The sequence below is a fragment of the Croceicoccus pelagius genome (assembly GCF_001661915.1).
GTDB classification, from domain to species: Bacteria; Pseudomonadota; Alphaproteobacteria; order Sphingomonadales; family Sphingomonadaceae; genus Croceicoccus; species Croceicoccus pelagius.
Window position 1 is genome coordinate 101,673 of sequence record NZ_LYWY01000037.1, and the last position, 25,452, is coordinate 127,124.

At 61.9% G+C, this 25,452-nt stretch carries 26 protein-coding genes; 13 read left to right on the top strand and 13 right to left on the bottom strand.

Features of this window, described 5'->3' with window-relative positions; all coding sequences use genetic code 11:
• Positions 1-67: 67 nt before the first annotated feature.
• The 3 genes from rsfS to A9D15_RS09890 all read right to left on the bottom strand — a co-directional run bounded on the left by rsfS (position 68) and on the right by A9D15_RS09890 (position 2,572).
• Positions 68-478 carry a ribosome silencing factor gene (gene rsfS / locus A9D15_RS09880; protein WP_082924394.1) on the bottom strand — a complete coding sequence of 137 codons (411 nt, stop codon included), beginning with the start codon at positions 476-478 and terminating at the stop codon, positions 68-70.
• A 123-nt stretch (positions 479-601) separates the two neighbouring features.
• Entirely contained in the window at positions 602-1,264 is a 663-nt protein-coding gene (locus A9D15_RS09885) for a nicotinate-nucleotide adenylyltransferase (RefSeq protein ID WP_066764476.1), read from the bottom strand.
• 18 nt (positions 1,265-1,282) lie between these two features.
• Entirely contained in the window at positions 1,283-2,572 is a 1,290-nt protein-coding gene (locus A9D15_RS09890) for a glutamate-5-semialdehyde dehydrogenase (RefSeq protein WP_066764477.1), read from the bottom strand.
• Positions 2,573-2,933: 361 nt separating this feature from the next.
• Between A9D15_RS09890 and A9D15_RS09895 the strand changes: the two genes are divergently transcribed.
• Positions 2,934-4,109, top strand: coding sequence for a M23 family metallopeptidase (locus tag A9D15_RS09895; RefSeq protein ID WP_229660282.1), 1,176 nt, complete (start codon positions 2,934-2,936; stop codon positions 4,107-4,109).
• Positions 4,110-4,113: 4 nt separating this feature from the next.
• A complete protein-coding gene (locus A9D15_RS09900; RefSeq protein ID WP_066765030.1) occupies positions 4,114-4,491 on the top strand; it encodes a bactofilin family protein in 378 nt (125 codons plus the stop codon).
• Between the two features lie 34 nt (positions 4,492-4,525).
• On the opposite strand, the gene A9D15_RS09905 is transcribed toward A9D15_RS09900, so the two are convergent.
• The 4 genes from A9D15_RS09905 to A9D15_RS09920 form a co-directional block, all read right to left on the bottom strand.
• Positions 4,526-6,271, bottom strand: a complete 1,746-nt coding sequence (locus tag A9D15_RS09905; RefSeq protein ID WP_082924395.1) for an AMP-binding protein — start codon at positions 6,269-6,271, stop codon at positions 4,526-4,528.
• Between the two features lie 142 nt (positions 6,272-6,413).
• Positions 6,414-7,091, bottom strand: a complete 678-nt coding sequence (locus tag A9D15_RS09910) for a DUF1013 domain-containing protein (RefSeq protein ID WP_082924396.1) — start codon at positions 7,089-7,091, stop codon at positions 6,414-6,416.
• Between the two features lie 197 nt (positions 7,092-7,288).
• A complete protein-coding gene (locus tag A9D15_RS09915; protein WP_066764481.1) occupies positions 7,289-7,909 on the bottom strand; it encodes a glutathione S-transferase family protein in 621 nt (206 codons plus the stop codon).
• Positions 7,902-8,894 (bottom strand): NAD(P)H-quinone oxidoreductase, encoded by a 993-nt coding sequence (locus A9D15_RS09920; protein ID WP_066764483.1) that lies wholly within the window; start codon positions 8,892-8,894, stop codon positions 7,902-7,904. The genes A9D15_RS09915 and A9D15_RS09920 overlap by 8 nt, the downstream gene beginning before the upstream one ends.
• Positions 8,895-9,038: 144 nt before the next feature.
• Between A9D15_RS09920 and A9D15_RS09925 the strand changes: the two genes are divergently transcribed.
• Both A9D15_RS09925 and clpA read left to right on the top strand, forming a co-directional pair.
• Positions 9,039-9,254, top strand: coding sequence for a DUF1192 domain-containing protein (locus A9D15_RS09925; RefSeq protein WP_066764485.1), 216 nt, complete (start codon positions 9,039-9,041; stop codon positions 9,252-9,254).
• 180 nt (positions 9,255-9,434) lie between these two features.
• Positions 9,435-11,846 (top strand): ATP-dependent Clp protease ATP-binding subunit ClpA, encoded by a 2,412-nt coding sequence (clpA, locus tag A9D15_RS09930; RefSeq protein WP_066764487.1) that lies wholly within the window; start codon positions 9,435-9,437, stop codon positions 11,844-11,846.
• Positions 11,847-11,941: 95 nt separating this feature from the next.
• On the opposite strand, the gene coaE is transcribed toward clpA, so the two are convergent.
• The 4 genes from coaE to A9D15_RS09950 are packed head-to-tail and all read right to left on the bottom strand — an operon-like array spanning position 11,942 to position 14,845.
• A complete protein-coding gene (gene coaE, locus A9D15_RS09935) occupies positions 11,942-12,571 on the bottom strand; it encodes a dephospho-CoA kinase (RefSeq protein WP_066764489.1) in 630 nt (209 codons plus the stop codon).
• Positions 12,568-13,422, bottom strand: a complete 855-nt coding sequence (aroE, locus tag A9D15_RS09940; protein ID WP_066764490.1) for a shikimate dehydrogenase — start codon at positions 13,420-13,422, stop codon at positions 12,568-12,570. The genes coaE and aroE overlap by 4 nt, the downstream gene beginning before the upstream one ends.
• The gene (locus A9D15_RS09945; RefSeq protein ID WP_066764491.1) at positions 13,419-14,003 is read right to left on the bottom strand and encodes a Maf family protein; all 585 of its coding nucleotides are present in this window, start codon (positions 14,001-14,003) and stop codon (positions 13,419-13,421) included. The genes aroE and A9D15_RS09945 overlap by 4 nt, the downstream gene beginning before the upstream one ends.
• Complete coding sequence (locus tag A9D15_RS09950) at positions 14,000-14,845, bottom strand: pyruvate, water dikinase regulatory protein (RefSeq protein WP_066764493.1); 846 nt, start codon at positions 14,843-14,845, stop codon at positions 14,000-14,002. Before A9D15_RS09950 ends, A9D15_RS09945 begins: the two co-directional genes overlap by 4 nt.
• Positions 14,846-15,161: 316 nt before the next feature.
• On the opposite strand from A9D15_RS09950, the gene hemE reads away from it, so the two are divergent.
• From hemE to rho, 3 genes are all read left to right on the top strand, one after another.
• The gene (gene hemE, locus A9D15_RS09955) at positions 15,162-16,187 is read left to right on the top strand and encodes a uroporphyrinogen decarboxylase (protein ID WP_066764495.1); all 1,026 of its coding nucleotides are present in this window, start codon (positions 15,162-15,164) and stop codon (positions 16,185-16,187) included.
• A gap of 66 nt (positions 16,188-16,253) precedes the next feature.
• Positions 16,254-16,706 carry a CopD family protein gene (locus A9D15_RS09960; protein ID WP_066764496.1) on the top strand — a complete coding sequence of 151 codons (453 nt, stop codon included), beginning with the start codon at positions 16,254-16,256 and terminating at the stop codon, positions 16,704-16,706.
• A gap of 217 nt (positions 16,707-16,923) precedes the next feature.
• Positions 16,924-18,177 (top strand): transcription termination factor Rho, encoded by a 1,254-nt coding sequence (rho, locus tag A9D15_RS09965; protein WP_066764499.1) that lies wholly within the window; start codon positions 16,924-16,926, stop codon positions 18,175-18,177.
• Positions 18,178-18,260: 83 nt separating this feature from the next.
• On the opposite strand, the gene A9D15_RS09970 is transcribed toward rho, so the two are convergent.
• Positions 18,261-18,959, bottom strand: coding sequence for a dienelactone hydrolase family protein (locus tag A9D15_RS09970; RefSeq protein WP_066764501.1), 699 nt, complete (start codon positions 18,957-18,959; stop codon positions 18,261-18,263).
• 120 nt (positions 18,960-19,079) lie between these two features.
• Between A9D15_RS09970 and A9D15_RS09975 the strand changes: the two genes are divergently transcribed.
• The 6 genes from A9D15_RS09975 (at position 19,080) to A9D15_RS10000 (ending at position 24,926) form a co-directional block, all read left to right on the top strand.
• The gene (locus tag A9D15_RS09975) at positions 19,080-19,334 is read left to right on the top strand and encodes a DUF6489 family protein (RefSeq protein WP_172807511.1); all 255 of its coding nucleotides are present in this window, start codon (positions 19,080-19,082) and stop codon (positions 19,332-19,334) included.
• Positions 19,335-19,364: 30 nt separating this feature from the next.
• Positions 19,365-20,648 carry a tRNA uridine-5-carboxymethylaminomethyl(34) synthesis GTPase MnmE gene (gene mnmE, locus A9D15_RS09980; protein WP_066764502.1) on the top strand — a complete coding sequence of 428 codons (1,284 nt, stop codon included), beginning with the start codon at positions 19,365-19,367 and terminating at the stop codon, positions 20,646-20,648.
• Positions 20,649-20,709: 61 nt separating this feature from the next.
• Positions 20,710-22,560: a tRNA uridine-5-carboxymethylaminomethyl(34) synthesis enzyme MnmG gene (gene mnmG, locus A9D15_RS09985; RefSeq protein WP_066764504.1), complete on the top strand. Its 1,851-nt coding sequence runs from the start codon at positions 20,710-20,712 to the stop codon at positions 22,558-22,560.
• A complete protein-coding gene (locus A9D15_RS09990) occupies positions 22,560-23,192 on the top strand; it encodes a 16S rRNA (guanine(527)-N(7))-methyltransferase RsmG (protein WP_066764505.1) in 633 nt (210 codons plus the stop codon). The genes mnmG and A9D15_RS09990 overlap by 1 nt, the downstream gene beginning before the upstream one ends.
• Before the next feature lie 13 nt (positions 23,193-23,205).
• Complete coding sequence (locus A9D15_RS09995; RefSeq protein WP_066764507.1) at positions 23,206-23,979, top strand: ParA family protein; 774 nt, start codon at positions 23,206-23,208, stop codon at positions 23,977-23,979.
• Positions 23,976-24,926, top strand: coding sequence for a ParB/RepB/Spo0J family partition protein (locus A9D15_RS10000; protein WP_066764509.1), 951 nt, complete (start codon positions 23,976-23,978; stop codon positions 24,924-24,926). The genes A9D15_RS09995 and A9D15_RS10000 overlap by 4 nt, the downstream gene beginning before the upstream one ends.
• Before the next feature lie 11 nt (positions 24,927-24,937).
• Here A9D15_RS10000 and A9D15_RS10005 read toward each other — a convergent pair whose 3' ends face one another.
• A complete protein-coding gene (locus A9D15_RS10005) occupies positions 24,938-25,420 on the bottom strand; it encodes a GAF domain-containing protein (RefSeq protein WP_066765035.1) in 483 nt (160 codons plus the stop codon).
• Between the last annotated feature and the right edge of the window lie 32 nt (positions 25,421-25,452).

The window sequence follows — 25,452 nt, forward strand, 5'->3', positions numbered from 1 at the left end:
CGCACAATTCGCGTCCAGCGCCCCGGCCGGTTATCCCGGCTGCGGAGGACAGGATCCGCGGTTCAGCTCAGGCGTTGCCGCCCTCGCCAAAACCCCACATGCGTTCCAGGTTGTAGAACGTACGCACTTCGGGGCGGAAGATGTGGACGAGCACGTCGCCCGCGTCGATCAGCACCCAGTCGGCGGCCGGAAGGCCTTCGATGCGTACCGATCCGAAACCGCCAGCCTTCACCCGCTCGGCAAGTTTCTGCGCGATCGCGGCAACCTGACGGCTGGAGCGGCCACTCGCGATGACCATCTGGTCCGCGATCGAGCTTTTGCCGGCAAGGTCGATGGAGACGATTTCCTGCGCCTGGTCGTCGTCAAGCGACTGGAGGACCAGTTCGTGCAGGGAACCCGGTTCGGCATCGATGTCGGCAATGCCCGATCCGGGGGTGTTGAAGCCGGTCTGCTCCGGCATGGCTTGGGCCTGGTTCATGGGTGTTATGTAGGCTCCTCGTCTTCGCCCTTCAATTCCCCGCGGCGCAAACCGCCGGGTGCCTGCACCATGCAGGCGTTATGCAACCGAACTGTGATGAAACGGACACGGGTGTCGCGGCGATCAAGCCAGGTCCCCATGCGTCGGCCCCGATAGAACCTTCCGCGTGACCGCATCGCGCGGTCTTGAAGCAGAAAAGGCCCCTGCCCAATCGGGCATAGCATTGCGCCGGGCGGTGGCCGAGCGCGGATCGGGATCGAATGCCAGGAACACCAGTGCCGGTGCGCTCCAACTTCCCCGGTTGCGTAATCCGGACAAAGGCACCCGGAAGCGCCTTAGCCAGGCCGTGGCAGGGCTTGTCACGGCATGGGCATCATATCCCGGACGAGCGATCACCGCAATCGGCATGGTTCGCGCTATCCGCCGCCAATCCTTCCAGCGGTGGAACTGGGCCAGATTGTCGGACCCCATCAGCCAGATGAAACGCCTATGCGGATAACGCCTTACGATGGCCTGAAGCGTATCGGCGGTGAACACCGTTCCGAGCTCCCGCTCGATCGCGGTCACGCGGATCGGGGCGCGGCGGGCCTGCTTGCGGGCCGACGCGACCCGCGCGTTCAATGGCGCCATGCCCTTCTTGGGCTTCAGCGGATTACCCGGCGAGACCAGCCACCAGACCTCGTCCAGTGCCAGCGCATCTTTCGCGAATAGCGTGATTCGCCGGTGCCCACCGTGGGCGGGATTGAAGCTCCCGCCCAAGAGGCCGGTATAGATCGGCGCGCTCAACCGCAGGACCTCGACAAGTTACGGACGAGTCTGACCCGTTCCGCGCACCTGCCACTTGTAAGTGGTCAGCCCTTCGAGAGCGACCGGGCCGCGCGCGTGAATGCGCCCCGTGGCAATGCCGATTTCTGCGCCAAGACCGAATTCGCCGCCATCGGCGAACTGGCTGGAGGCATTGGCCATGACAATCGCCGAATCGACCGAATTGAGGAAAGTCTGCTCGGCCTCGGCATCAGACGTCACAATCACGTCGGTATGGCCCGAGGAATGTTCGGCAATGTGCGACAACGCGGCATCAATGCCGTCGACGACCGCGACCGAGGCCACGGCTTCGAGATATTCGGTATCCCAGTCCTCGTCCGTCGCGGGCAGCACCCGCTTGTCAAGCGACTGCGCCCGGCCATCGCCGCGCAGTTCGCAGCCCGCGTCGAGCAGCTTGCCGACAAGTGCCGACGCCTCAGGGTACGAAGCGTCGACCAGTAGCGTTTCCATCGCGCCGCAAATGCCGGTGCGGCGCATCTTGGCGTTTACCGCGACTTGCTCGGCCATGTCCTTGTCGGCGGCCGAGTGGATGTAGGTGTGGCAAATGCCGTCGAGGTGGGCGAGCACCGGCACGCGGGCCTCGTCCTGCACGCGGGCGACCAGCGACTTGCCGCCGCGCGGGACGATCATGTCGACCGCGCCGGTTGCGCGCAGCAGGGCGCCGACAGCGGCGCGATCCTGGGTCGGAACCAGCTGGACCGCCTTCTCGGGGATTCCGCCCTCGGCCAGACCCTTCGACAGAGCGGCGAGGATGGCGTGGTTCGAATGCACGGCCTCGCTACCACCGCGCAGGATCGCGGCATTGCCGGCGCGCACGCACAGGACGGCGGCATCGGCAGTCACGTTCGGGCGGCTTTCGTAGATGATGCCGATGACACCTATCGGCACGCGCACGCGCGATAGCTTGAGGCCATTGGGACGCTCGCTGGAATCGATGACTTCACCGACGGGGTCGGAAAGGTCAGCGACCTGGTCGACGGCATCGGCAATGCCGGAAAGGCGCGCTTCGTCGAGACGGAGTCGGTCGAGCATCGCGCCCGAGAGCCCGCGTTCCTCACCGGCTGCAACGTCCTTGGCGTTTTCTGCAAGAATCTTCGGGGCAGCATCGCGCAGCGCCTGTGCGGCGAGGTGAAGCGCCGTCGCCTTGTCGGCATCGCTCATCTGCGCAAGCTTGCGCTGGGCCGTGCGGGCATCGGCGGCAAGGCCGGCGATTAGCGTCTCGACATCGGTTTCGGTTTTCTCGGGGGCGAGTTCGGTCTGTGTGTTCATATAGGCGCGCCTATCATCTTTGGGGGCGTTCTGTCAGGGATTTTCCCGCAAGAGCGGCGGGTTTTGCGGGCTCATCAACGCAACGGCACAGGCCTGCGGACGTTCCGGCATGCGCCAGCGAATCTACTGACACCCCTGTCAGCGCCACTGGCGCGATGCGACGAAACGCCTTAAATCTAAGAGCGTTCCCGAGGGCCTGTGAATTTATGCACGGTAACGGCTCGGCTCGTCCCGTTGGGCCAACGGTTCATCTGAAAGTCAGATTCGGGAACTCGACGTTAACCTTGGCCCTGTTAGCCCTTTCGTCGACGGGAAAGTTTCGCACCCCCAGCGGAACTGCAAGGGACTATGGGGTCTAACTGTGACACAGGTTGTCAGCGGGCTTGCCACCCGCCTGCAGAACTGGTTTCCGGATCGCGAATTCATCATGCGTTCGCAAGGTCAGGTGCGGTTCGTCCGCATCAGCGGGAAATTCCAGAAGCGCTGCGCCGCCGCCATCGCGGCTCTCACGGTCGTATGGACCGGAACGATGGCCACTGCCCTCGTGAACGAGTGGCTGACGCACCAGGACGCTGTCGAGCTTGCCAGCCGCGAAGCCAAGGTCGCCACGGCCGAAAGCCGCGTTGCCGCCTATCGCGAGGACATCGACGCGGTGGCCGACGACCTGGTCCGCCGTCAGGACTTCATCGACGACATGGTCGAAAGCCACCTAGGCCAGCTTCCCACCAACGGCGTTGCCGGCGTGCAGGACAGCACCGACCAAACGCAAGCCACGATCGAAAAGGTCAGCGCCGCCCTGCCCGAGGCTTCGGCCCTCGCCCATCTTGAAGCGCGCCAGCTCGCCTTCGTCGAAGGTCTCACTCGCCTTGCCGACACGCGTGCAGAGCAGGCCGCCAGCGAAATCCGCCGCCTCGGCCTCGACCCCAAGGCGATCGTGCGCACCGCCGAACCGGTTGCCATGGGTGGCCCGTTCGAAGCTTTCAGCAGTGGCGATAAGGGCCTGGACCCTCGTTTCGAAAAGCTGGGTCTCTCGCTCGCGCGGATGAGCGCGCTTGAACGCGGCCTCGAAGGTATTCCGAACGTGCTTCCGGCGGCCAAAGACATGATCTCCTCGCCATTCGGCTATCGCCGTGACCCGTTCAACGGACACGCAGCGATGCACAAGGGCCTCGATTTCCGCGGTCCGGTGGGCACGCCGATCCACGCCGCTGCCAAGGGCAAGGTCAGCTACGTCGGCTGGAAGGGCGGATACGGCAAAGTCGTGGAAATCCGCCACGGCAACGGCATGATGACCCGCTATGCCCACATGTCGAAGTTTGACGCCAAGGTCGGCGAAGCGGTAAAGGCCGGCGACATCATCGGCCGTATCGGATCGACCGGCCGTTCGACGGGTCCGCACCTCCACTTTGAAGTGCGCATCAACAATCGCGCGGTCAATCCGCGTCCCATTCTCGAAAAGGGCGCGAGCCTTTCCGGAGCGAAACGTGTTCTCGAAGCAAAGCAAAGTGGCGGAGCAGCGCCCGCAAAGAACGGTTAATCACGTGGCCAGCAACAGCTCGACTTTCTCGGTTTTCGGACCGGACATCAAGATCAAGGGCGACATCAACGCCACCGACGACCTGCACATCGATGGCAGCATCGACGGCGACATCACTTGCGGCACGCTCGTCCAGGGTGAGCAGAGCGTGATCAACGGTGCGATCGAGGCGGATTCGGCTCGCCTGGCCGGCACGGTCGACGGCTCGATCAACGCCAAGACGCTGGTCATCCTGCGCAGCGCGAAGATCACCGGCGACGTTTTCTACGACACGCTGACGATCGAACAGGGCGCCGCCGTCGAAGGCAAATTCGCGCAGCGTCCGGCCAAGGGCGCGGCCGCTTCGAAAAGCGACGAGCCCGTCCTCAGCCTCGCAAACTGATCTGACGTATTGAAAAGGTGGCGCGAACCGGGGCTCAGGCCGCCGGTTCCGCCACCTTTTCCTTTGCCTGTGCCGCGACTTCGGCGCGCAGCGCCTTGCGGTCCAGCTTTCCTATCATCGTCTTGGGCAGGTCCTCGCGGATTTCGACCGAGACGACGCGCTCATGCTTGCCGACATGACGGTTGACCCATGCGCACAGCGTATCCGCGTCGTCGTCGCTGCCTTCTTCCAGCGTGACGTAGAGCTTCGGACGTTCGCCCAGATAGTCGTCGGGCACACCGATGACGAGCGCCTCTTGGATCCCCTTCCGCTCCATCACGACTTCCTCGATCCGGCTCGGGAAGACCTTGAAGCCACCGACGCTGATCATGTCTTTGATACGATCGACGATGGTGACGAAACCGTCCTCGTCGATCGTGGCAACGTCGCCAGTGCGCAAGAAACCGTCGGCAAAGACGCCATCGTCGTTTGAACGGCTCCAGTAGCCCACCATCGTCTGCGGCCCGCGGATCGCCAGTTCACCCGGTTCGCCATCAGGGGCAAGACGCGTGGGGTCGGTCTTGTCGAGCAGGCGGATCTCGGTTCCCGGCAGGGGTTGCCCGATCGTGCCGGGCTTTTCGAAGTCTAGATTGCCGAACGGATTGGTCGACACGATGCCCGATTCGGTGAGCCCGTAGCCTTCCACGATATGCGCGCCGGTCCGCCCCTCGAACTTCCGCTTCAGCGGCAGGGGCAGCGGCGCGCCGCCCGAAATGCATACCAGCAACGAATCGAAATCGGTCTTGGCCACGTCGGGATGGTCGAGGAGCGCCTGGAACATCGTCGGCACGCCGGGCATCGAAGTCGCCCTCACCCGGTTCTGCGCCTTCAGCGTCTGGCGCGCGTCGAATCGCGGCAGCATCACGATCATGCCCCCGTCCAGCACGGTGCGGTTCAGGACGACGATGTTCGCGAAGATATGGAACATCGGCAATACGCCGATCATGATGTCACGCTCACCCCGGTGGCGGTCGACCCGCAGGGTCTGGCGCGCGTTTACCGTGATGTTCTGATGCGTCAGCATCGCGCCTTTCGGCGTGCCGGTGGTGCCGCCGGTATATTGCAGCAGGACCACGTCGTTCGGATCGATCTCGACCGGTTTTGGCTCAGTGCATCCAGCGATGAAATCCGCGTAAGTCCGCACCCGCTTGTCGTTGGTGGGAATGGCGGCGAGCTGCTTGCGACCGACTATGCGGATCAGCGCCGATTTCAGGCGCGGCAGCATGTCGGCAAGGCTCTCGACGACGAGGCCTTCAAGCGACGAGCAATCGAGCACTTTCAGTGCCGTTGGAAGGAGCGCGGAAGAGTCGATGGTAAAGAGCAGCTTCGCGCCCGAATCTTCGACCTGTTGAGCCAGTTCCTCGACCGTGTAGAGGGGCGAAAAGTTGACTACTGTCGCCCCGGCCATCGCGATGCCGTAATAGGCCGCAACATAGACCGGCACGTTGGGCAGGAACAGTCCGACGCGGTCGCCTTTGCCGACGCCTGCGCGCTGCAAGGCGGCGGCGACCTTCTTCGCCTGCGCCAACATATCGATGTAGCTGGTGCGGCGCCCATAGAAATCAACGATCTTGCGCGTTCCAGCAAGGTGCGCGCCACGTTCCAGCAGTTGAGGAACCGTCAGTGGCTCGAACTCACTGTCCCATGCGATAGGGTGGCGATATTGGCCGAGGGCCTCTTCACGGTCCTTACCGGGCCATTCTGCTCTCAAGATCCTCTCCGATGTTTTATTGACATTCATGTCAGCTATTTTGCGCTTTTCCGCGGAATTCCGCAAGGTAGCAGTCTCGCAGGCGCAGCAAAAAGCCCGGCACCGCGCTATGCGGGCCGGGCTTTTCGCAGATGCCGTAACGTCAGGCGCTGCGGCAGAACCTGCAAAATAATTATTCCTCGGGGATGCCTTCGGCGCGACGGGCGGCAAGCCACGCCTCCGCTTCGGCTTCCTGGGCCGCTGTGACAGCTGCGCGAGCAGCGTCTTCACGCTCTTTCTTCAGCTCGTCGATCAGAGCCTGCTTGTCGTCAACCAGCTTCGAATCCGGAATGGCGTCAGCCTCAATGCCTGCCTTCTTCGCGGCCTTGGCGACAGCGGAATCGAGCTCGCGCTGCGAACAAAGGCCCAGCGTAACCGGGTCCTTCGGGTTGATGTTCTGGATGTTCCAGTGGCTGCGTTCGCGGATCGCGCCGATGGTGTTGCGGGTCGTGCCGATCAGCTTGCCGATCTGCGCGTCCGACATTTCGGGGTGATTACGCAGGATCCACGCGATGCCGTCGGGCTTGTCCTGACGCTTGGACACCGGGGTATAGCGCGGGCCCTTGGTACGCTGGATCTGCACCGGCACCTTCTGGATCTTCAGCTTGTAGGTCGAGTCGGCCTGGCCTTTCTCGATCTCGTCGTGCGTCAGTTCGCCCGAACGCACGGGATCGCGGCCGGTGTACTTTGCGCCTGCAAGATCGTCGGCCATGGCCTGGACCTCGAGGATGTGGAGGCCGCAGAATTCGGCAATCTGCTCGAAAGTCAGGCCGGTATTGTCGACCAGCCAGCTTGCCGTGGCGTGCGGCATCAGCGGAGTGGCTTGATTCTGGCTCACGCTAAAAACCTCTCGAAAAAGGGGCCCGGTCGATCGTTCGGAAAAGGTGCCGGGCGGTAAATACGATAAGGGCCGCCCCTTACCGGAGCGGCCGCTTGCGCTGTCGCATTTAGGCCAAGGCGTCGCTTTCGGCAAGGCCGGATACGGCCCTGCTACGGATTCACGGGGTTTCAGCCTTTCATCGCGACATATCCGGGCAGAGTCTCGATCCGCGAAAGCCACCGCTCCACCGCCGGATAGCCCGACAGGTCGAAGCCCGCCTCGCCCGCGACGTGAGTGTAAGGATATAGCATGAGGTCCGCGAGCGTCGGCCCCTCCCCCACCAGCCAGTCGCGGGCGGCCAGTTCGCGATCCATCAGCGCGAGCGCGGCCTCACCCCCTGCCCGCTTGCCGGGGATCGCAGCCGTCTGGACGGCATCAAGGGCGCCCTCGCCCACGACCGTCAGCCAGAAGCGCAGGGTCGCCACGTTCGGCTCGTGATTGTACTGCTCGAAGAACATCCAGCGCAGCATGTCGGCGCGTGCGAACCTGTTCTCGGGAATGAAAGGCAATCCTTCCGCGAGATAGACACATGCCGCGTTGCTTTCCGGCAGAAAGCGGTCTCCCACCTGAAGCACGGGGATACGCCCGTTCGCGTTCACTTCGGCAAGAAACTCCGGCGTGCGGGTTTCGCCCTTCGTGATGTCGTAGGCCCGTCGCTCGATCGCTACTCCGACCAGCGCGGCGGTCAGCCGGATCTTGTAGCAATTGCCGCTGATCGGGTCCTCGTGAAGGACCAGCCGGTCAGACATCGAGCACGATCTTCCCGATGTGCTCGCCGCCGTCCATCCGCGCGTGGGCGGCACTCGCCTCGCGCAGCGGGAAGGACTGGTCCATCACCGGACGAAGCTGGCCGCTGGCAACGAAAGGCCAGGCATTGGCGCGAATCTCGTCGGCAACGGCCGTCTTGAAGTCATTCGAACGCGGACGCAGTGTCGATCCGGTCAGCGTCAGGCGCTTGGTCATGACCTTGTGCATCGGGATCGTCGCCTTGACCCCGCCCATGACCGCAATCGTGACGTGGCGGCCTTCGTCGGCCATGCAAGCGATGTTCTTCGCGACGTAATCGCCCGAGATCATGTCGAGCACGACATCGACTCCGCGACCGCCGGTAATGCGGGCGACTTCCTCGACGAAGTCCTGCGTCTTGTAGTCGATCGCGTGAGTTGCACCATGGCGCAGCGCGGCCTCGCACTTGTCGGCGCTGCCGCAAGTGACGATCGTGCGGATGCCGAACAGCTTCGCGAGCGAGATCGCGGTCGTGCCGATCCCGCTGGTTCCGCCGTGGACCAGCAGCCAGTCGCCTTCATCGGCAAAACCGCGTTCGAAGACATTGTGCCAGACGGTGAAGACGGTTTCGGGCAAGGCTGCCGCTTCGGCCAGCGGCACGCCATCGGGTACCGGCAAGCAGTGGCTGGCCATCGCAAGGCAATACTCGGCATAGCCGCCACCGACGACAAGCGCGCACTGGCGAGAACCGATCATGCCTGCGTCGACGCCCTCACCCACGGCGACGACCTCTCCCGCGATTTCCAGACCCGGAACCTCGGGCGCGCCGGGCGGCGGCGGATAGAGACCCTTTCGCTGCATCACGTCTGGGCGGTTTACGCCCGCGTGCGCGACCTTGATCAGGACCTGTCCCGCTGCGGGTGAAGGGACCGGCATTTCCTTCGGCACAAGGACCTCTGGCCCTCCATGTCCTTCACAGACGATGGCAGTCATCGTGTCCGGCAGCATCAAATTCCCCCTGTTGCGACCAAAACGAACTCCGAAAACGGCCAAGCCCCCTGCCCGCTTGTGGATTTCGCATCGTTTCGCCGGGTGATTAACCGCCCCGCCCATTGACAGCAAGCCGAACGAACCCAAGATTGTCACAGCAATATGGACGACGACGATCGCCCCCGGACACGCGGCGACAATGCCAGCCGCCTCACCAGCGAAAGCCTGGACAGCTATTCGCAGGACGAGCTGGAAATTCGCATTGCGCAGCTTGAAGCGGAGATTCTCCGCACCCGTTCCCACATGGAAAAGGCAGCGGCCCACAGACTGGCGGCGGACGCCCTGTTTTCACCCAAGCCGGACAAGCCTCCGCAGTGATCGCGATACGCCCTTCCCATACGGTTTGGGCAGTTCAGCCTGCATTCGTCGCATTTCTCTTTACGCATGTGCAGCAGTTGTGTTGCACTGCAGCAACCAAGTCGTTTGCCGTTCGTTCAGACCCGATAGGGTATACCGTAGGAACGGACTCGCTTCCTAGGCACAGAAAGGGCCTGACACATGCCATCTTTTGCCCAGAGCCTTGAAAAGACTCTCCACACGGCGCTCGCCAACGCGGCGGAACGCAGCCACGAATACGCGACGCTGGAACACCTCCTGCTCGCTCTCGTGGATGATCCGGATGCGGCGCAAGTCATGGAAGCGTGCGGGGTCGATCTCCCCGAACTGACCAACGTGGTCAAACAGTACCTCGACCAGGAATACCAGTCGCTGAAGACCGCGGAAAAGGCGGACCCTTCGCCTACGGCAGGGTTCCAGCGCGTGATCCAGCGGGCAATCCTCCACGTCCAGTCTTCGGGCAAGGACACGGTGACAGGTGCGAACGTGCTGGTTGCCCTGTTCTCCGAACGCGACAGCTATGCGGTCTACTTCCTGCAGCAGCAGGACATGAGCCGCCTCGACGCCGTCAGCTACATCAGCCACGGCATCGGCAAGTCGGGCCGTTCGGTCGAACAGCGTCCGGCGAAGGGCACGAGCGAGGAAGAAGCCAAGCAGGAAGAGAAGACGGAGAACGCGAAGGGCAAAAAGGACTCCGCGCTCGACCAGTTCACCGTCAATCTCAACGAAAAGGCGCTGGCCGGCAAGGTTGACCCGCTGATCGGCCGCGGCCCCGAAGTGGACCGGACGATCCAGATTCTGTGCCGCCGTTCGAAGAACAACCCGCTTTATGTCGGTGATCCCGGCGTCGGCAAGACGGCGATCGCCGAAGGTCTTGCCCGCAAGATCGTAGAAGGCGACGTGCCCGAAGTCCTGATGGACGCGGTGATCTACTCGCTCGACATGGGCGCGCTGCTGGCGGGCACCCGTTATCGCGGCGATTTCGAGGAACGCCTGAAGCAGGTCGTCAACGAGCTTGAAAAGATGCCCGAGGCGATCCTGTTCATCGACGAGATCCACACCGTCATCGGTGCCGGCGCCACCAGCGGCGGTGCGATGGATGCATCGAACCTGTTGAAGCCCGCGCTTTCCAGCGGCGCGATCCGCTGCGTCGGGTCGACGACTTACAAGGAATTCCGCAACCACTTCGAAAAGGACCGCGCGCTACTGCGCCGGTTCCAGAAGATCGACGTGAACGAACCCACGGTCGAGGATACGATCAAGATCCTAAAGGGCCTGCGCACCGCGTTCGAGGAACACCACCAGGTCAAGTACACGCCCGACGCGATCAAGACGGCGGTGGAGCTTTCGGCCCGTTACATCAACGACCGCAAGCTGCCCGATAAGGCCATCGACGTCATCGACGAAGTCGGCGCGATGCAGATGCTGGTTCCGCCCAGCAAGCGTCGCAAGACCATCACCGCGCGCGAGATCGAGAAGGTCATCTCCACGATGGCCCGCATCCCGCCCAAATCGGTGTCGAAGGACGACAAGAAGGCGCTCGAACACCTCGAACGTGACCTCAAGCAGGTCGTCTTCGGGCAGGACAAGGCCATCGAGGTGCTCTCCACCGCGATGAAGCTGTCCCGTGCGGGTCTGCGCGATGCGGACAAGCCGATCGGCTCGTTCCTATTCTCCGGTCCCACCGGCGTCGGCAAGACCGAGGTTGCGCGCCAGCTGGCCGACATCATGGGCATCCCGCTGCAGCGTTTCGACATGTCGGAATACATGGAACGCCACTCTGTCAGCCGCCTGATCGGTGCCCCTCCGGGCTATGTCGGGTTCGACCAGGGCGGTCTGCTTACCGATGCCATCGACCAGCAGCCGCACTGCGTCCTGCTGCTCGACGAAATCGAGAAGGCACACCCCGACCTGTTCAACATCCTGCTGCAGGTGATGGATAACGGCCGACTGACCGACCACCACGGCAAGACCGTCGATTTCCGCAATGTCGTCCTCATTATGACGACGAACGCGGGCGCGGCGGACATGCAGCGCAGCGGTATCGGGTTCGGCGACGTGTCGAAGGCGGACGCGGGCGACGAGGCAGTGAAAAAGCTCTTCACCCCCGAATTCCGCAACCGTCTCGATGCGATCGTCCCCTTCGCCTACCTCGGCAAGCCGGTCGTGGCGCGCGTGGTCGACAAGTTCATCCTGCAGCTCGAACTGCAGCTAGCCGATCAGAACGTCCACATCCAGTTCGACAGCGATGCCCGCAGCTGGCTGGCCGAACGCGGCTATGACAAGCTCTATGGCGCGCGCCCGATGGGTCGCCTCATCCAGGACAAGGTCAAGCAGCCGCTGGCGGAAGAACTGCTGTTCGGCAAGCTGGCGCAAGGCGGCGAAGTCCACGTTTCCACCAAGGACGACGAGGATGGCAAGCCGATCCTGGCTTTCGAACTGACCCCGGCCGCCCCGAAAGTCGTCAAGCGCCGCAAGCGCAAGGCCAAGAAGGTCGAAGCACCCAAGACGCCCGACAGCAAGGCGGATTCATCGGACGAAGCACCGCAGGGCGGCGATGACGCTGCTGAATGATTTGGGCCGAGTGATTTGGCCAGATAACGACTTTTACAGTCGATGAGCGGGAAGGGCGGTCCATCGGGCCGCCCTTTCTCTATGCGGTCCTTGCTCTAGGTGTCGTGTCGCAGGCGCAGGGCCTCGACCATTTCGCGCACCTGTTCGCGCGTTTCATCCATCGTCTTGCCGGTATCGATCACGAAATCGGCGCGGAGGCGCTTTTCCGCATCGGGCATCTGGCGAGCGAGAATGTCCACGAACTTCGCCTCGGTCATGCCCGGTCGCGCAAGAACGCGGCGGCGCTGGTCTTCTGCCGGGGCGGAGACGACCGCCACCGCGTCGAGACCGGCAGTACCGGTCTTTTCGTAAAGCAAAGGAATGTCGAAACAGACGACGGGCGCATGCCAGTGCTCGTCCATGAAGTCGAACCGCTCGGCAGCGACGGCGGGATGAACGATAGCCTCAAGGCGGGCGAGGGCTTCGCTGTCGCCAAAGACGATCGCGCCCAGTTCCGCGCGTTTGACCCCTTCCGGACCGGTCGATCCGGGAAATTCCGCCTCGATCGCAGGCAAAAGCGCGCCGTCCTGGCCCTGCATCCGGTGTACTTCGGCATCGGCATCGAAAACCGGCACGCCCAGATCGCGCAGCATTCCCGCAACGGTGGATTTGCCCATGCCGATTGAGCCGGTGAGGCCGAGGATGAACGGCCTTGGCCCATCGCGTTCGGGATAGACGCGGCTCATGCCGTCAGCCTGGCGCGCAAAGCCGCGTCGTCATCTCGTGGGGCAGGGGCGGCGAAGAATTTCTCAAACGCTGCGGCGGCCTGCCCGATCAGCATCGAGAGCCCGTCGACCGTGCGGAACCCGCGCGCCCTGGCCTCTTTCAGGAACGGTGTTTCCAGAGGCGCCGTGACAATGTCGTAACAGACGCTGCCCGGCGGGACGTGGCTGAAATCGAAGGCCAGCGGCGGCTGTCCCACCATGCCAAGCGCGCTGGCGTTCACAACGACGTCGAAGCAGCCCTTGCGATCATCGAAAGCAAAGTCGGTCTCGGATCCGAAATGGGCGAGGAGGGCGACGTGATGCTCGCCTTCAGGGTCGAGTTCGTCGAGAAGCGCGCGGGCCTTGTCGACATTGCGGCCCGCGACGACGAGGACATGCCCTGTATCTGCCAGCGCCGCGATTATCGCTCGTGCCGCACCGCCGGTTCCGATGATCCGCGCCATGCGGAAAAGGTGCTGACCCGCCAGATCGTCCTGCAACGGTTCAAGGAAACCGGCGGCATCGGTATTGTAGCCGACAAGCGCGCCATCTTCGGGAACGACAGTGTTCACTGCCCCGATCCGCGCGGCCAGCGGATCGATCCGGTCTAGCAGCGGGATGATCGCCTGCTTGTGCGGCATCGTCACATTGCATCCGCGCCAGTCGGGATCTGCCCGGCGCTGGGCAATGTATTCGGCAAGTCCCTCCGCCGTGACGTGGCAATGCCGGTAGTCAGCGTCGATTCCGGACTTTTCGAGCCAGAACCGGTGGATCGTCGGCGATTTGGACTGCGCTATCGGGTCGCCGATCACTTCGGCATAGGGCTGGTTCATGTCGGCAGCTCGCCCTCTGCGCGCAGTGCGCCCAGCACTTCGAGCAGCGGCATCCCGAGAACCGTGAACTGGTCGCCGTCAATGCTTTCGAAAAGCTGTGGACCCAATGCCTCGATACGGAAAACGCCGACGCAATAGCCGACTTCGGGCCATTCCGCATCGAGGTAGCTCTCGATAAACGCCTCGCTGAGATCTCGGACCTTGAGGCGGGCGAGGCTGACCGTGCGGAACACGATCTCTCCGCCACGCGCAAGAACTGCCGCGCTATAGAGGTACATGACCCGGCCCGAAAAGAAGCGCAGGTGCTGCGCGGCGTTCTCGCGGCTCGCCGGCTTGTCGAACCGCTCGCCATCCACAACGACGAGCGAGTCGCTGCCCAGCACGAGTTCGCGCGGGCGCAAGGCCGATACGCCCAACGCCTTTGCCGCCGCCAGCTTTTCGGCAACATCAGGGGGAAGCGCGTCTTCCAGTTCCGTCTCGAGCGCGCGTTCGTCGAGATCGGCTGGCACCGCCTCGAAAGCGACGCCGGCAGACGTCAGCATCGCCTGGCGCGAAGCACTTTTCGACGCGAGTACGATCATACTGGGTTCGTCCCGGCATTGCGCGGCGACATCTGGGTGCGGCGCTCGTTATAGAGATTGATGACTGCGGCGGCCGTTTCCTCGATGGAGCGGCGCGTCACGTCGATTACCGGCCAATTGTTGTCAGCGGCCATGCGGCGGGCATAGCGGACTTCGTCTTCGACCTGCTCCTTGTCCACATAGGCCGTCTCGGGCGCCTGGTTGAGCGACAGAAGCCGGTTCCGGCGAACCTGGATCAAGCGATCGGGCGAAGTCGTCAGCCCCACGACCATCGGCCGCTTCAACCGGAACAGGTTCGGAGGGGGCGGGGATTCCTTTACGATCGGGATATTGGCAACGCGATACCCGCGATTGGCAAGATAGATCGACGTCGGCGTTTTCGACGTGCGCGATACGCCGGCAAGGACGATGTCGGCCTCTTCCCACTCTTCCCACATCAGCCCGTCGTCGTGAGCGATGGTGAACTGGATCGCTTCGACACGCTTGAAATAGGCTTCGTCCATCTGATGTTGGCGGCCCGGGCGGTGGAGCTGTTCCTGTCCCAGCGCGAGCGACAGGCTCTCCGTCACGGCATCGAGCGCCGAAACGGTCGGCATATTCGCCTCAGCACATGACTCTTCAAGACTCCGGCGAATGTCGGGATTTACCAGCGTGAACACGACAAGGCCCGGAAAATGCGTGATTTCCTGCATGATCCGGTCAAGATGCTGCTGCGAGCGCACCATCGGCCAGAAATGCCGCTCGACCTCGACTGCGTCGAACTGCGACAATGCCGCCTTGGCTATCATTTCAAGTGTCTCTCCGGTCGAATCGGACAGGAGATGGAGGTGAAGCTTGGTCATGCGGCCCCGGATGCCTGTGGACAGGTGGCCGGATAAACCACGGGAGGGAACTGCGGACAAGCGAAAGGGTCGAAACTGCACCCGCTGTCCCTGATTCCATTCAGGGTATTTCTGGACAGGGACAACAATCCCCCACAGGCTGTGGGTAAGGCGAACAAGTTTCGTTTGACCACGGACCGGGCGGGATTCGGGTGGCCGAAATGGGCATGGCCTTTGCCGGATAATTCGGGCAGGGCCGCGCAATCCCCGATATCCACAGGACCAACAGAGTCCATCAACCCTTTTAAAATTTAATTATTTGGAGTTTCTAAGGGGCATGCCCGGTCTTTTGCTCGACACATTGAAGGGAACGAACGGTTCCCGCCGCCCGCTTTGGCTCATGCGCCAGGCAGGTCGCTATCTGCCTGAATATCGCGCGCTTCGTGCGGAAAAAGGCGGTTTCCTTGCACTCGTCTATGACTGCGAGGCCGCGGCCGAAGTCACGCTGCAACCGATCGACAGGTTCGGTTTCGACGGCGCGATCCTGTTCTCCGATATCCTGATCGTCCCTTACGCGATGGGTCAGGATCTGCAGTTCCTTGCCGGCGAAGGTCCGCACCTTTCGCCGCGCCTGGCAGATGCCGCGCTCGCCTCGCTGGAAATGGTGCCCGAGCGGTTGACGCCGATCTACCGGACGGTCCAGCTTTGCGTAGAACGGCTCGACGACACGAAGACGATGCTGGGTTTCGCAGGCTCTCCGTGGACGGTCGCGACCTACATGGTGAACGGCGAGGGGAGCCGCGATCAGCACGCTGCGCGCGAAATGGCCTATGGCGATCCGGCAGCGTTCAAGGCGATCATCGATGGAATCGCCGACGTTACGGTCGAATATCTCGTCGGGCAGGCAAGGGCAGGGGCAGAGGCGGTACAGCTGTTCGATTCGTGGTCGGGCAGCCTTGCACCGGACGAATTCGAACGCTGGGTTATCGCGCCCAATGCCGCGATCACAGCGCGGTTCAAGCAGCAGTGTCCTGGCGTTCCAGTGATCGGATTTCCGAAGGGCGCTGGCGAGAAGCTGGCCGCCTATGCGCGTGAAACCGGCGTCGACGCAGTTGGCGTGGACGAGACTGTCGATCCGGTCTGGGCCGCGCGCGAACTGCCCGCGAACATGCCAGTGCAGGGCAATCTCGATCCGCTGCTCCTGCTTTCGGGCGGTAAACGCATGACCGACCGGGCGAAGTTCGTTCTCGATTGCTTTGCCGACAGGCCGCACGTCTTCAATCTTGGCCACGGGATCGGCAAGGAGACGCCGATCGCCCATGTCGAAGACCTGCTTGCGACCGTAAGAAAGTGGTCCCGCTAACGATTTTCCCGTTCCGGCCGGGCAGGGGGGTTTGCGCCGCGCCTTGCCCGCCCTATCTCATGCCCCATGCAGGAGTATCTTTCCTTGCTCTATCCCTGGCTCAAGGTCGGCCACCTGGTCTTCGTGATCTTCTGGATGGCGGGATTGTTCATGATGCCGCGGTTCTTCGTGTACCATCAGGAAGCACCCGAAGGTTCGGAAGAGGCCGCCCGCTGGGTCGAGCGTGAGGCAAGGCTTCGCAAGATCATCCTCAATCCCTCGATGATCCTCGTCTGGGTATTCGGGCTGGCGCTGGCCTTTACGATCGATGCGTGGAGCCAGGGCTGGTTCCACCTGAAGCTGTTTTTCGTTCTGGGGCTGTCGGGCTATCACGGCTGGATGATGGCCTATGCAAAGAAGCTGGCTCGCGGAGAACGCCCGCTTTCGGGCAAGAAACTGCGTCTTCTCAACGAAGTGCCCGGTATCGCTGCTATCCTGATCGTGACGACGGTGATCGTGGGCAGGCTCTACCTCTCGTAAGGCGCAGCCGGTCGCAGGTCGCCATCGGGGCAGATTGACGATTCGCTGCACAAAACCTATCTAGGAAGCCAGCGGCGTCCTGCCGCCGTTCGAACCCGCAAAGGTGCGAACAAGGTCCGCTTTCACCAAGCCCAAAGACCACGGCCCTGCCAGCCTGCCGAATGATCGGTCCAAGGCCCGACAGGATCCACCAGACTCCACGATGGAATTTCAAGCAATGCATCTCAAGGAACTCAAACAGAAAACTCCCGCCGAACTGGTCGAGATGGCCGAAGAGCTGGGCGTTGAAGGCGCGTCGACGATGCGCCGCCAGGACCTTATGTTCGGCATCCTCAAGGAAGTCGCGGAAGACGAGGAAATCCTCGGCATCGGCACGATCGAGGTTCTGCCTGACGGTTTCGGTTTCCTGCGCAGCCCAGAGGCGAACTACCTTGCCGGGCCCGACGATATCTATGTCTCGCCCAACCAGGTCCGCAAGTTCCAGCTGCGCACCGGCGACACGGTAGAAGGCGAGATCCGCGCCCCGCGTGACGGAGAGCGTTATTTTGCCCTCACGAAGCTGCTGAAGGTCAATTTCGATGATCCCGACGTGGTGCGCCACCGCGTCAATTTCGACAACCTGACGCCGCTCTATCCCGATGAGAAGCTGGTCCTCGACACCGTCGACCCGACGGTGAAGGACAAGTCTGCCCGCGTGATCGACATCATCAGCCCGCAAGGCAAAGGCCAGCGCGCCCTGATCGTCGCACCGCCGCGCACGGGTAAGACCGTGTTGCTGCAGAACATCGCCAAAGCGATCACCGATAACCACCCGGAGGTGTTCCTGCTGGTCCTGCTCGTCGACGAGCGTCCCGAGGAAGTGACCGACATGCAGCGCAGCGTGAAGGGCGAGGTTATCTCCTCGACTTTCGACGAACCCGCGCAGCGCCACGTACAAGTTGCTGAAATGGTTATCGAAAAGGCTAAGCGCCTGGTCGAGCACAAGAAGGATGTGGTCATCCTGCTCGACTCGATCACCCGCCTCGGCCGCGCCTACAACACCGTCGTCCCGTCCTCGGGCAAGGTGTTGACCGGCGGTGTTGACGCCAACGCGCTGCAGCGGCCCAAGCGCTTTTTCGGCGCTGCCCGCAACATCGAGGAGGGCGGCTCGCTCTCCATCATCGCGACCGCGCTGATCGATACCGGCAGCCGCATGGACGAGGTAATCTTCGAAGAATTCAAGGGCACCGGTAACTCGGAAATCGTGCTGGATCGCAAGGTTGCAGACAAGCGTATCTTCCCGGCACTCGACGTCGGCAAGTCCGGTACCCGCAAGGAGGAGTTGTTGGTCGGCAAGGACAACCTGTCGAAGATGTGGGTCCTGCGCCGCATCCTCATGCAGATGGGTACGGTCGATGCGATGGAATTCCTGCTCGACAAAATGAAGGATTCCAAGACCAACGAGGATTTCTTCGCGACTATGAACCAGTAACCGGGTTCACGGGTAATCTTATGCAAAAGGACGGCAGCCCCATCGGATGCCGTCCTTTTTTGTTTTCTTTACAGTGAGGTGAGTTAGGCGAGGTTCGCGGCAAAGAATTCCGCCGTGCGCTTGTCGGCAAGATTTGCGCCTTCCTCGTTACGGCGCTTGCCCATTTCGGTTGCGAAACCGTGATCCAGCCCTTCGTAGTCGTGGAGCGTGACCTTGGGGTGATCGTCCAGCCCCTCGTGCATCTTGGCCTGCGCTTCGGGCGAAACGAAGCCATCTTCCGTCGGGATATGAAGCATCAGCGGATGGGCGATGGCGTGAGATTCGTTGAGCATCTGGTCGATCATCACACCGTAATAACCCACGCTGGCATCGATATCGGTGCGTGTCGCGGTCATGTAGGCAAGCTTGCCACCAAGGCAGTATCCGACGCATCCGACTTTCGCGACGCCTTCCTTCTGGCGAATGAAGTGGATCGTCGCCTCGATGTCGCGCACGTTCTTGTCAGGGTTGTTCTTGCCCATGTAGTCGAGCGCTGTCTGGAATTCTTTTTCGACATCGGGGTCGAGCTCGATGCCGGGTTCGATCCGCCAGAACAGGTCGGGGGCGACGGCGAGATAACCTGCAGCGGCCAGCTTGTCGCATTTTTTCCGGATGCCTTCGTTTACGCCGAAGATTTCCTGGATGACGATGATCGCGGCGCGCGGTGTCCCCTCGGGGCGGGCGACGTAGGCGCCGAAGCTGTCTTCGCCGCTCAGCGTCTGGATTTGTGCATTGAAGGCCATCGGTCGTCTCCTGACATTTTTGCGTTTCCCTGTGGGGATATGGCGCGGTAATGGACTTTGCCAAGGTCGTATGACAGCTTGGCGCTGCAACGGGTGCTGACGGACGAAGGGAAACAGGCGATGAAAGTGAATGTCGAGATCGATTGCACGCCTGAAGAGGCGCGTCGCTTCATGGGTCTGCCCGACGTTTCGCGCGCCAACGATGTCTATGTCGACAGTCTGGTGACCGCGATGAAGGGTGCAGGCAGCCTCGATCAGGTGCAGGATCTTATCAAGGGCTTCGCGCCGATGGGCGAAATGGGCCTGCGCATGTTTCAGCAGATCATGGAAAGCGGCACAAAGGCGGCTTTCGGCGCGCCCACCAAGAAAAGCTGATCTTTTCGCGATTGAAGGACCGGGCCGCAGATGGGCGGCGATACGATCTTTGCCCTTTCCAGCGGTAGTCCGCCCGCAGCAATCGCGGTTGTGCGCCTTAGCGGGCCGGACTGCCGGCTTGCGCTAGAAACTTTGGCAGGTTCGGTGCCGGCGCCGCGCAAGGCGGTCCTGCGATCCTTGCGTGATCCGCTGGACGGGGCTTTGCTCGATCGGGCGCTTGTCCTTTTCATGCCGGGGCCAGCCAGCGCCACGGGTGAGGATTGCGCGGAGCTTCACCTCCACGGCGGGCGTGCGATCGTCTCGGCCATCGAGAAGGCGCTGGATGCTATCGACGGGCTCCGCCATGCCGAGCCGGGCGAATTTACGCGGAGGGCCTTCGCGAACGGACGGATGGACCTTTCAGAGGCCGAGGGGCTGGCAGACCTGCTTTCCGCCGATACCGAGTTACAGCGTCGCAATGCACAGGCGTTGGCGGGTGGGGCGTTGTCCCGGCAAGTGGGGGAGTGGCGTGATGCCGTTCTCTCGCTTGCGGCCGAGGTCGAAAGCAATCTCGATTTTTCCGACGAGGACGACGTGGCGGATCTTTCGCCTGCCTTCTCCCGATCATGCGAAACGTTGGCGTACAGTCTTTCGGCTTGGCTGGATGCACCGAGGGCCGAAGTTTTGAAGGAAGGCTACCGTATCGTGATCGGTGGTCCGCCCAATAGCGGTAAAAGCAGTCTTTTCAATGCTTTGCTGGAAGAGGAGGCCGCAATTGCGACACCGATTGCGGGGACGACCCGTGATGTGCTGAGCCGTTCTGTGGGTCTGGGCGGGGTGCCATTCACTTTCACCGACACCGCCGGGATTCGGAGCACGACCGACGACGAGATCGAGCGGATCGGCATTCAGCGGGCCCGCGATGAGATTGAGCGGGCTGATCTCGTCCTCTGGCTCGGGCCTGAGGGGGAGGGGCCGCGAGGTGCATGGGAGATCGAGACTATGATCGATCAGGCCGACCACATCGCCAAGGCGGCACCGCGCCATCGCATTTCTTCGATTACGCTTGAAGGCGTTGGCGATCTCGTCAAGGATCTTGTCGCTCATGCACGTGATGCGATGCCTAAGCCCGGACAAGTTGCGCTCGCCCGGCACCAGAGAGCACTTTTGGCAGAAGCTCGAGAAGCGATTGAGGGGGCCAGTGGCGAGTCTGACATGCTTATCGTTGCCGAACATCTGCGCCGCGCGCGAATGGCGTTCGACCGCCTGACGGGCCGCGCTGCAACCGAGGATATGCTTGATACGCTGTTCGGACGCTTCTGCATCGGCAAGTGATGTTCCACGTGAAACACCATCTTGCTTTGACCTGATGGCGGGCCGGTTCTAGAGGGCGGCTATGCAAGAATTCGATGTCGTCGTTGTAGGTGGAGGACACGCAGGTTGCGAAGCTGCAGCCGCTGCGGCGCGTGCCGGTGCCCGCACGGCGCTCGTGACGTTCGACTGCTCCAAGACCGGTGCCATGTCGTGCAACCCGGCTATTGGCGGGTTGGGGAAGGGGCACCTCGTGCGCGAGGTTGATGCCTTCGACGGACTAATCGGGCGCGCTGCCGATGCAGCGGCGATTCATTATCGGATGCTCAATCGGTCGAAGGGGAGCGCTGTGCACGGACCCCGTGTTCAAGCCGATCGCAACCTGTTCCGTCGCGCTATCCAGACGATGATCCGGGAGCAGGATGGTCTTGAAGAAATAGAGGGTGAGGTTACGGCGCTACGTCTCTCCGGGGGCCGAGCGAATGGTGTCGTGCTGGGTGATGGGACCGAGATTGCGGCCGGTGCGGTCGTCCTCTGCACAGGGACGTTTCTTGGCGGTCGGCTTTTCCGCGGCGAGGAAGTATTTGAAGGCGGACGGCTCGGAGAGGCTGGGGCCCTACGATTGGCGGCACAGCTGCGCGAAGCCGCGCTTCCGATGCAGCGTCTCAAGACTGGCACGCCTCCGCGTCTGGATGGGCGAACGATTGACTGGGCGAGATTGGAGGAACAGCCGTCCGATCCGGATCAGTGGACGATGTCGCCCATGACGAAGGAACGGGCAAATCCTCAGGTCTTCTGCTCAATCACGCGAACCACCACCGAAACCCACGAGATCATCCGCGGGGGTCTTGATCGGTCGCCCTTGTTCAGCGGGGCGATCGATGCACGTGGGCCACGCTATTGTCCTTCGATCGAAGACAAGATCCACCGTTTCGCCGATCGTGAAAGCCACCAGATCTTCCTGGAGCCGGAGGGTCTCGACACGCACCTGATCTATCCGAACGGGATCAGTACGTCGTTGCCAACCGACATCCAGTTGGCTTTCCTCCGGACTATTAAGGGACTTGAAAGAGTCACGATGGCGGTGCCGGGTTATGCGGTTGAGTATGACCACGTGGATCCGCGATGTCTGCATCGCACGCTTGAGCTACAGGCGATCCCGGGACTCTACTGTGCAGGACAGATCAACGGTACGACGGGGTATGAGGAGGCAGCCGCCCAAGGGTTGATTGCCGGGCTCGAAGCGGCATGTGCTGTGCTTGGCAAACAGGGGCCGGCGATCGATCGCGCCAATAGCTACATGGCAGTTATGATCGACGACCTCACCCTTCATGGTGTGAGCGAGCCTTATCGCATGTTGACGGCAAGGGCAGAGTACCGTCTCCGCCTCCGTGCAAGCAATGCGTCTTCACGGCTGACCCCGGCGGCGCTTGAGGTTGGATGTGTTCGGGCAGAGCGCCGAGAATGGTTTCAGCGTCGGGGTGTTTCACGTGAAACACTAGACGGGCAGTTCGCAAAGACCTGGACCGGATCCCAACTTGTCGCGCTGGGAATCGATGTGCGTCAAGACCTGCCGTCGACCAGTTTGACCGATTGGCTTCGCTTCGATAGCGTTGCTGCTGCTATCTGTGGCCTGATTGAACCTGACTTCGACGATCACGATCTTCTTGAGGAGATGGTCGAGGACGCGCGTTATGCGCCCTATCTTGCGCGTCAAGAGGCCGAACTACGTGATCTCCGGGCCGGCGAAGCACTCCGTCTTGCACCCGACTTTCCATACGGCGACATACCCGGCCTTTCACGTGAAATGGTCGAACGGCTTACCAACGCAAGACCCGACAGCCTCGCCGCAGCAGCTCGCATTGCCGGGATCACGCCTGCCGCCCTCTCGGCGCTTCTGGTTCATGCCCGTCGACGTGCGAACGAGGTTGCCTGATGTTCGACAATCAGGACGAGAGCTGGTCGCGCGAGTGGTTACGATCCGAGTTGAATGTAGAGAATGATGGTTTCCAGCGGCTTGAGACGCTACTGGCGATGCTTGTCACTGAGGCCGGAACTCAGAACCTGATTGCGAAAGGGACGGTGCCTTTCGCATGGTCTCGACACATCGTCGACAGCGCGCAGTTGCTCACTCATGTTTCACGTGAAACAGCTACTTGGCTTGATCTGGGCACTGGTGCTGGGTTCCCTGGCCTTGTCTGTGCAGCACTCTTACCGGGCTGCAATTTCACTTTGGCGGAGCAGAGACCGCTCCGCACCGATTGGCTGGAAAGGGCCGCAGAAGGGATGCGACTCGAGAATGTGTATATCGTGACAGCCAACGTCTCGCAGCTTCCCGAGATGAAATACGATGCGATCAGCGCCCGCGCCTTCGCGCCTTTGCCCCGTTTGCTCAGGCTATCCGCCGCCTTTTCCACAAAGGCTACCGAATGGCTCTTGCCCAAGGGGCGCTCGGCAAAGCAGGAATTGGAAGACTTGAAGGGGTGGCGGCATGCGTTCCACGTGGAACAGTCGGTAACCGATCCGCAATCGGGCATTATTATCGGGAATTTGCTCGGTCCAAAATAAAGCGAGGGTTCGCATGATCACGATAGCGGTTGCCAATCAAAAGGGCGGGGTTGGCAAGACCACCAGCGCCGTGAATCTCGCAACCGCGTTTGCCGCGATCGGTTGGCGGACGCTTCTTGTCGATCTCGATCCGCAGGGCAACGCGTCAACCGGCCTTGGCATCGAACGCGAAGATCGCGTGAAGTCTAGCTATGACCTGTTGGTCGATGGCATTCCGATTGATGACTGCATCGTGAGAACGCAGATTCCCGACCTCGATCTGCTCCCCGCGACGGTTGACCTGTCAGGTGCTGAAATCGAACTCGTCGAGATGCATGATCGCACTGGCCGACTGCGCGCAGGACTTGCCGAAGCCCATCACGACATCTGCTTCGTCGATTGCCCACCTTCGCTGGGACTGCTCACGCTCAATGCGCTGACGGCAGCAGATCGTCTTCTCGTTCCGCTGCAGTGCGAGTTCTATGCGCTTGAGGGACTCAGCCAGCTGCTCATTACGGTCGAGCAGGTACAGCAGCGCTTCAATCCCGAACTCGCAATTGTCGGCATCGCACTCACCATGTACGATCGCCGTAATCGCCTGACCGATCAGGTTTCGGACGATGTACGCAATGTTCTTGGCAAGCTGGTCTTCGAAGCCGTGGTGCCGCGAAACGTCCGTTTGTCCGAGGCGCCGAGCCACGGACTTCCCGCCATCGTTTATGACCACAACTGCACCGGATCGCGCGCCTATATGGATCTTGCGCGCGAACTGATCGGTCGCTTGCCCGAAAAGAGGAAAGCCGCATGAGCCAGGACACCAGGACCAAGCCGTCGCCGAAGGGTCGCGCAGCACTCGGTCGCGGACTTGGCGCGCTGCTGGGTGATACGCGCCGCGAGGAGCCAGTCGCTCCCGCTGGCGCTAAGCCCGCTGCGAAGAACGCTCCTGCCCCCATCGGGGAAGGGCTGGCCATGCTTTCGGTATCGAGCATTGCGCCGCATCCCGAAAACCCGCGCGTGCACTTCGAGGAAGGCGCGCTTGAAGATCTCGCCAAGTCGATTTCGGCACGCGGTGTGATCCAGCCGGTGATCGTTCGTCCTGCCAAGGACGGCACGTACCAGCTTGTCGCCGGTGAACGCCGCTGGAGAGCTGCACAGAAGGCACAAGTGCATGAAATTCCAGCAATTGTTCGCGATCTTAATGACCGGGATGTCACTGCGCTTGCCCTGATCGAGAATATCCAGCGCGAAGATCTCAATCCGGTCGAGGAAGCGCGCGCCTATCATCGCCTGTCGGATCGGGACGGTATGTCGCAGGGCGATATCGCCGAGTTGGTCGACAAGTCACGTAGCCATGTCGCCAACCTGATGCGCCTGCTCAGCCTGCCCGAAGGCGTGCTGACGATGGTGGAAAAGGGCGAACTTTCAATGGGCCATGCCCGCGCGCTGATCAATTGCGACGCTGCCGAACAGATCGCCAAGGAAGCAGCGGGCGGGGCGCTATCCGTACGCGAGGTCGAAAAGCGCGTCCGCAAGGCGTCCGCCGGTACCGAAGCTCCGCGCCGCCGCGCCGCGCGTCCGCCGCGCGAGGACAATGCCGATATCGTTGCGGTCGAAAAGCACCTCGAGGATTTCCTCGGCCTTCCGGTTCAGATCAAGGCTGACGAGGATCCGACGAGCGGTGTCGTGATCGTGCGTTACAAGTCGCTCGACCAGCTCGATCTCGTTTGTCAGCGCCTCTCGGGCGGCGAAATATAGAAGCTTCCGGCTTAGAACCGTTCTGCAAGGATCGCGGCCACTGCCTCGATCCCGGCTTGGTCCTCTGCGTCGAAGCGCGCGGGCGAAGGACTGTCGAGATCGATGATCGCCACGACTTCACCGTCCTTCATGATCGGGACGACCAGTTCGGACCGGCTTGCCGAGTCACAGGCGATGTGGCCGGGGAAGGCGTGGACGTCGTCGACCAGCATGGTCCGCTTTTCGGAAACCGATGTGCCGCACACGCCCTTGCCGAAAGGAATGCGGATGCAGGCGGGGCGTCCCACGAAGGGCCCGAGCACCAGTTCGCCATCAACGACACGGTAAAAGCCCGACCAGTTCAGGTCACCGACAAAAGCGTCGATGAGCGCTGCGCAATTCGCCATGTTGGCGATTCGATCGCTCTCGCCCGTGGTGATGGCGGATACCGCTTCGGCCAGTTCGGCGTAAGTCGCGGCCTTGTCGGACGGATTTGTGGGGAGGAAGTCGAACATGGCCCCGCCCATAGCCGCCTCTGCACGCCAAT

What these genes read in the sequence shown, in the direction of transcription:
- rsfS (WP_082924394.1), bottom strand. Translation starts at nt 478, where the DNA reads ATGAACCAGGCCCAAGCCATGCCGGAGCAGACCGGCTTCAACACCCCC.
- A9D15_RS09890 (WP_066764477.1), bottom strand. Translation starts at nt 2,572, where the DNA reads ATGAACACACAGACCGAACTCGCCCCCGAGAAAACCGAAACCGATGTC.
- A9D15_RS09905 (WP_082924395.1), bottom strand. Translation starts at nt 6,271, where the DNA reads ATGAATGTCAATAAAACATCGGAGAGGATCTTGAGAGCAGAATGGCCC.
- A9D15_RS09910 (WP_082924396.1), bottom strand. Translation starts at nt 7,091, where the DNA reads ATGCCGCACGCCACGGCAAGCTGGCTGGTCGACAATACCGGCCTGACT.
- A9D15_RS09915 (WP_066764481.1), bottom strand. Translation starts at nt 7,909, where the DNA reads ATGTCTGACCGGCTGGTCCTTCACGAGGACCCGATCAGCGGCAATTGC.
- A9D15_RS09920 (WP_066764483.1), bottom strand. Translation starts at nt 8,894, where the DNA reads ATGCTGCCGGACACGATGACTGCCATCGTCTGTGAAGGACATGGAGGG.
- A9D15_RS09925 (WP_066764485.1), top strand. Translation starts at nt 9,039, where the DNA reads ATGGACGACGACGATCGCCCCCGGACACGCGGCGACAATGCCAGCCGC.
- clpA (WP_066764487.1), top strand. Translation starts at nt 9,435, where the DNA reads ATGCCATCTTTTGCCCAGAGCCTTGAAAAGACTCTCCACACGGCGCTC.
- coaE (WP_066764489.1), bottom strand. Translation starts at nt 12,571, where the DNA reads ATGAGCCGCGTCTATCCCGAACGCGATGGGCCAAGGCCGTTCATCCTC.
- aroE (WP_066764490.1), bottom strand. Translation starts at nt 13,422, where the DNA reads ATGAACCAGCCCTATGCCGAAGTGATCGGCGACCCGATAGCGCAGTCC.
- A9D15_RS09945 (WP_066764491.1), bottom strand. Translation starts at nt 14,003, where the DNA reads ATGATCGTACTCGCGTCGAAAAGTGCTTCGCGCCAGGCGATGCTGACG.
- A9D15_RS09950 (WP_066764493.1), bottom strand. Translation starts at nt 14,845, where the DNA reads ATGACCAAGCTTCACCTCCATCTCCTGTCCGATTCGACCGGAGAGACA.
- hemE (WP_066764495.1), top strand. Translation starts at nt 15,162, where the DNA reads ATGCCCGGTCTTTTGCTCGACACATTGAAGGGAACGAACGGTTCCCGC.
- A9D15_RS09960 (WP_066764496.1), top strand. Translation starts at nt 16,254, where the DNA reads ATGCAGGAGTATCTTTCCTTGCTCTATCCCTGGCTCAAGGTCGGCCAC.
- rho (WP_066764499.1), top strand. Translation starts at nt 16,924, where the DNA reads ATGCATCTCAAGGAACTCAAACAGAAAACTCCCGCCGAACTGGTCGAG.
- A9D15_RS09970 (WP_066764501.1), bottom strand. Translation starts at nt 18,959, where the DNA reads ATGGCCTTCAATGCACAAATCCAGACGCTGAGCGGCGAAGACAGCTTC.
- A9D15_RS09975 (WP_172807511.1), top strand. Translation starts at nt 19,080, where the DNA reads ATGAAAGTGAATGTCGAGATCGATTGCACGCCTGAAGAGGCGCGTCGC.
- mnmE (WP_066764502.1), top strand. Translation starts at nt 19,365, where the DNA reads ATGGGCGGCGATACGATCTTTGCCCTTTCCAGCGGTAGTCCGCCCGCA.
- mnmG (WP_066764504.1), top strand. Translation starts at nt 20,710, where the DNA reads ATGCAAGAATTCGATGTCGTCGTTGTAGGTGGAGGACACGCAGGTTGC.
- A9D15_RS09990 (WP_066764505.1), top strand. Translation starts at nt 22,560, where the DNA reads ATGTTCGACAATCAGGACGAGAGCTGGTCGCGCGAGTGGTTACGATCC.
- A9D15_RS09995 (WP_066764507.1), top strand. Translation starts at nt 23,206, where the DNA reads ATGATCACGATAGCGGTTGCCAATCAAAAGGGCGGGGTTGGCAAGACC.
- A9D15_RS10000 (WP_066764509.1), top strand. Translation starts at nt 23,976, where the DNA reads ATGAGCCAGGACACCAGGACCAAGCCGTCGCCGAAGGGTCGCGCAGCA.
- A9D15_RS10005 (WP_066765035.1), bottom strand. Translation starts at nt 25,420, where the DNA reads ATGTTCGACTTCCTCCCCACAAATCCGTCCGACAAGGCCGCGACTTAC.